This window comes from Frankia canadensis, assembly GCF_900197875.1.
Classification (GTDB): Bacteria; Actinomycetota; Actinomycetes; order Frankiales; family Frankiaceae; genus Frankia; species Frankia canadensis.
Genome location: NZ_FZMO01000288.1, coordinates 1 through 4492 on the forward strand (window position 1 = coordinate 1; position 4492 = coordinate 4492).

General features: G+C 73.8%; 7 protein-coding genes and 2 pseudogenes. All 9 read right to left on the reverse strand.

Features of this window, described 5'->3' with window-relative positions; genetic code table 11:
* Window positions 1-475: pseudogene (locus C1A33_RS20755) on the reverse strand (hypothetical protein); the annotation flags it as partial.
* 3 nt (window positions 476-478) lie between these two features.
* Window positions 479-1210 carry an ATP-binding cassette domain-containing protein gene (locus C1A33_RS20760; RefSeq protein ID WP_101833090.1) on the reverse strand — a complete coding sequence of 244 codons (732 nt, stop codon included), beginning with the start codon at window positions 1208-1210 and terminating at the stop codon, window positions 479-481.
* Window positions 1207-1437, reverse strand: a complete 231-nt coding sequence (locus C1A33_RS20765) for a hypothetical protein (protein ID WP_101833091.1) — start codon at window positions 1435-1437, stop codon at window positions 1207-1209. The genes C1A33_RS20760 and C1A33_RS20765 overlap by 4 nt, the downstream gene beginning before the upstream one ends.
* A 91-nt stretch (window positions 1438-1528) precedes the next feature.
* Window positions 1529-1708, reverse strand: coding sequence for a daptide-type RiPP (locus C1A33_RS20770; RefSeq protein WP_101833092.1), 180 nt, complete (start codon window positions 1706-1708; stop codon window positions 1529-1531).
* Between the two features lie 164 nt (window positions 1709-1872).
* A complete protein-coding gene (locus C1A33_RS20775) occupies window positions 1873-2055 on the reverse strand; it encodes a daptide-type RiPP (protein WP_101833093.1) in 183 nt (60 codons plus the stop codon).
* Between the two features lie 62 nt (window positions 2056-2117).
* Window positions 2118-2300, reverse strand: coding sequence for a hypothetical protein (locus C1A33_RS20780; RefSeq protein WP_101833094.1), 183 nt, complete (start codon window positions 2298-2300; stop codon window positions 2118-2120).
* Between the two features lie 97 nt (window positions 2301-2397).
* Window positions 2398-2553 carry a hypothetical protein gene (locus tag C1A33_RS35105; protein WP_165818502.1) on the reverse strand — a complete coding sequence of 52 codons (156 nt, stop codon included), beginning with the start codon at window positions 2551-2553 and terminating at the stop codon, window positions 2398-2400.
* A gap of 107 nt (window positions 2554-2660) precedes the next feature.
* Window positions 2661-3994: pseudogene (locus C1A33_RS20785) on the reverse strand (IS701 family transposase); the annotation flags it as partial.
* 138 nt (window positions 3995-4132) lie between these two features.
* Window positions 4133-4492: hypothetical protein (locus C1A33_RS20790; protein ID WP_207770405.1), on the reverse strand; the 360-nt coding region annotated here is incomplete at its 5' end.

Here is a 4492-nt window from a genome sequence, read left to right on the forward strand (position 1 = left end):
GCCCAGCGAGGGTGGACACGAGCACCACGCCGAGGCAGATCAGCCACGTCTCCCGGTCGACGGCGAGGTGGTCGCCGCGGGCGCCGAGGGCCAGCCAGCCGGCGAGCAGCCCGGTGCCGGCGCCGGCGAGGCCGAACAGGGCGCCGACGGCGAGGCTCACCACCGCCTTGGCGCCGAGCACGTCCTCGCGGGAGCGGGCGATGAGGAACGACCGGCTGACCGTTCCCGTCCGGTACTCGCCGGTGACCATGAGAACGCCGAACAGGGTCGCGAACAGCAGGTTCGCGAAGCCGAGCCGGACGATGTCGTGGGAGCCGGCGGCGAGCGTCGTGTGGCCGGCGGCGAGGTCGCGGTGGATGGTGCCGGCGGTGCCCAGGATGGACACGACGTCGAGCAGCGTCGCGGTGAGCAGCAGGGCCGCCAGCAGCCAGCCGCTGCGGGCCTTGAGCAGCTCACTGCGCATCTGCCTGCGCATGCCTCACCTCACCTCCCCGGCGCCGACCAGTCCGGGCTTCGTGAGCAGGTCGAAGAAGCGCTCCTCCAGCCGGGACCCGTCGCCGGTGAGCGCGGTGAGCTCGCCGACGAACAGGGCGGTGCGGTTGAGCACCACGATGTCGTCGACGGTGTTCTCCAGCTCGGCGAGCATGTGGCTGGACAGCAGGACGGTGCGTCCGAGCGCTGCCTGCTCGCGCAGGAAGGTGCGCAGCCAGCGCACCCCCTCCGGGTCGAGGCCGTTGGTCGGCTCGTCGAGGACGAGCAGCTCGGGGTCGCCGAGCAGGGCGGTGGCGAGGCCGAGGCGAGCGCGCATGCCGGTGGACCAGCCGCGCAGCTTGCGACCGGCGGCGTGCGCGATCCCGGTCAGGTCCAGGACCTCCGTGACGCGGCTGTCGGGCAGGCCCGCGGCGCGCGCGAACACCGTCAGGTGACGACGGCCGGTGTGGGCCGGGTTGAGGCCGACGCCCTCCATGCTGACGCCGATGCGCCGCGCCGGGTCGGCGAGGGCCGCGTACGGGGCGCCGAAGACGGCGGCGCTACCCGAGGTCGGCCGCACGAGGCCGAGCAGCCCGCGCAGCGAGGTGCTCTTGCCGGCGCCGTTCGGGCCGACGAGGCCGACAATCCGGCCGGCCTGGACCTCGAAGCTGAGGTTCTCGACCGCGCGCGTCCCGCCGAAGGTCTTGGTGAACGCGTCGAAGCGGACGACGGTGCTCACGACCCACCACCGCCGGTGTCGGTGATCTGGCGGCCGATGAGCACGCCGAGACCGACGATCAAAGCGATCATCGCGACGGTGCCGGCGACGGCGACCGCGGTGGTGGCGGCACCGGAACCGCGCGGCAGGAGCAGGGCGATCGCCGCCACGAGCAGGCTCAACGCGCTCGCCAGGGCGGCCGCGGACTGCGGCCGGGCGGCCGCGGAAAGGGTGAGTATCCGACTCATGGTGATCTCCGATCTCCCTTGCCGGGGGCCCGGGACCGGCCGGGGCGCCGGTCGGTCCCGGGGTCTGGCGGGTGTGGTCCAGACGGTGCGCTCAGGTCAGCGCGAGAGCGATGCCGCCGCCGATGACGGCGACGGCCACGGCACCGGCCTCGGCGCCGACCCAGAAGGCGTGCCAGTCGAACGGCGCGTCCAGGGACTCGAGCTCGTCGATCTCCAGCGCGAGCGCGCGCAGGGCGTCGGCGGTGGGCTCCACAGTGGCGAGGGACGTCATGTTTCACCTCCCAGCAACGTGATCAGGCCAGCAATATGCGCGGGCCAGCGATGAGCAGGGTTTATCATCGGCATGGTCCGGGGACTCCAGACGCAGGGCGGAGTCGCGGGCAGCGTCGAGATAAGGGGGTGGGGCGGCTACCATCCGCCCCACCCCCGCCGCACTCAGGTGATGGCGATTCCGATGCCGATACCGGCTCCGGTCGCCGCCGCCACCGCGACACCGACCCGGAATCCCTGCCAGAAACCGGCCCAGTCGAACAGTGCCTCGAGGGACTCGAGCTCCTCGACATCCAGCGACAATGACGGGGTGTCCGTCCCGTGCCCAACGATAGTGGACGCGAGCATCTTTCACCTCCTTTGCCGTGTGCTGGTCGCGCCGATGGGAATGCGGTGCCTGGTGGTACCGGTCAGGTGATGGCGACGCCGATGGCGATACCTCCGCCGAGAACACCGACGACCGCGACACCGGCCCGGAATCCGGACCAGAAGCCATCCCAGTCGAACGGGGCCTCCAGCGGCTCGAGCTCCTCGATCTCCAGCGAGAACGGCTGGAGGTCCAGGGAGCGTTCGAGAGCAGCGAGAGCGGACATGCTGTATACCTCCCCTCAAACCGTCAGCAGGCGGATCGGTGTGCGCCGCGACTGCTCCGGCACAGGTGAGGACCGGGCAGCCTCAGGCCACCGGGAATCAGGTGATGGCGATTCCGATCGCGATACCGCCGTAGAGGGCGGCACCGCCGACCGCCGCGCCGGCACCGAAGCCGAGGACGTAATGCCACCAGGCGGGAGCCTCCAGCGACTCCAGCTCCTCGACACCCAGGTCGAGCGAGGGGGCGAGTTCCATTGTTGCACCTCCTTGTCAGGGTTCGCAGTTCGGGAGGACGGATATTCCGGCCATTTCCCGCTGCCACTGACAGTACGCACCTCGATTCCCGCCATCAATAAACGGCAGGTGAACCACGGGGTTCCGGCGGCGATTTTTTTTGCGGAACTCCCGCCGACCGCGCTTTGCCCCGGCGACCGCACTTCCGGGCCTCCGGCCACCGCGGCGCCGCCCACCGCCGGCGGGCGGCGCCGCGTTCCGCGCAACGCGCCGGCGGGCATCAGGCGGCTGGCCGGTGGGCGGCGGCGGCCGCGTCGGCGAGCAGGGCCAGGGTCGCGTGCCGGTACCAGCCGGTCCAGCTCCGCACCCGGTAGGCGTCGAGCCCGACGGTCGCTCGCGCGCGGCTCACCCCGCGCTGCACCGCGCCGCCCCGGCGCGACGCGTCGACCAGCTCGTCCAGCGTGGTCCCGCGCGGCACGTGACAGGCGTAGTACCGCACCCCGGTGGCGCCGCCGGCCGCGGCGCGCAGGAGCAGGCGATGCTCCCAGCGGCCGTCGCGGGCGGGTCGGATCCGCAGCTGGGCCCACCGCTCGCCGCCGTCGGCGCCCACGCCGGGACGCGGCGGACGCGGACCGGCGGGCGTCGCCCAGCCGGACCAGTCCCCCGGCCACGAGGCGCCGGCGGCGCCCACCGCGGCCCAGCGAAGGTCACCGACGAGCGTCGGCAGACCGGCGGCGGTGATCCGGCGGCCCGCGGTGGTGCCGAGCACGGTGCCCGGCCCGACCGGCGCCACGAACGCGACCTCACGCCGCGCGAGCCACGTCCGCAGCCGATCGTCGGGACCGAACGCCGCGCCCAGCACGACCCAGCGCACCGGGAGACGGCGCAGCGACCGGTCCACGATCTCCCCGGCCAGCTCCCAGCCGGTGTGGCGGTGGTGCTCGTCGGGGATGCCGGCGGCGCGGCGCAGCCGCCGGTCGGTGTCCCAGGGGCTCGGCAGGCACAGCTCCCGGTCGACGAGCACCGCCTGCGCGGGGGTGTGGTAGGCGGCCATGACGGCCACCTGACAGCTCTCCACCCTGCCGGACTCGGCGTAGCGAGGGGTCGAGCCGGCGAAGCTCGGTCCCCGGCCCGGCAGCACCACCTCGTCGACGACGAGGGCCGCCGACGCGTGGGCGTACCGTTCGCGGACGTAGCCGAGCAGGTCGTCGCGGACGAGGTCGGCGTCCCAGCCGGCCGCCGTCAGCAGGCGCTGCATGCCGTCGGGGCGGGTCTCGCCGGCCGCCGACGCGAGCGCCACGCCGTTGCGGTCGCCGCGCAGGCTCCCGAGCCCGCGCAGGTAGGCCAGCGCGCGCCGGCGCGGCTCAGGCCGGCCGAACCGGTGGGCGACCCTGGCGTGCAGCAGCGCGAGCTCGTCGGGTGGCGGCCGCAGCCGGGCGAAGGCATCGGCCCGCGCGGCCAGGCCCGTCGGCTCGGCCAGCAGGGCCGAACCGGCGTCCGGCCGGGGAGCTCGCAGGGAGTTCGTCGTCAACTGGGCACCTACCTTCCTCAGATGCGCGTGCCGTGCGGTCGCCCGCGAACGCACGGCCACGCGGCGCCGTCAGATCAGCGGATGGGGGAATGGATGGAGCTGGCCGTCGGGCACCCCGGCGGCCCGGCCGAGGCGGCGCGCCGCCGACGTGATCCGCGCGCGCAGCCAGGTGAACTCGTGCCGTTCGTCCATCCGAAGGGCGTGCAGGCCGACCGGGATCACCTTCACCACCTCCCAGCCCATCTCCTGGACCGAGCCCGGCAGCCGCTGGGTGAGCCGTACCGCGACCGGACGGGCACCCTCCCGCCCGAGATCGGCCACCAGTCCCTCGACCGACGCCCTGCCTGCCGATGACGCGGGCGTCCCGGGGGGTACCACCCTGCCGGACTCGGCGTAGCGAGGGGTCGAGCCGGCGAAGCTCGGTCCCCG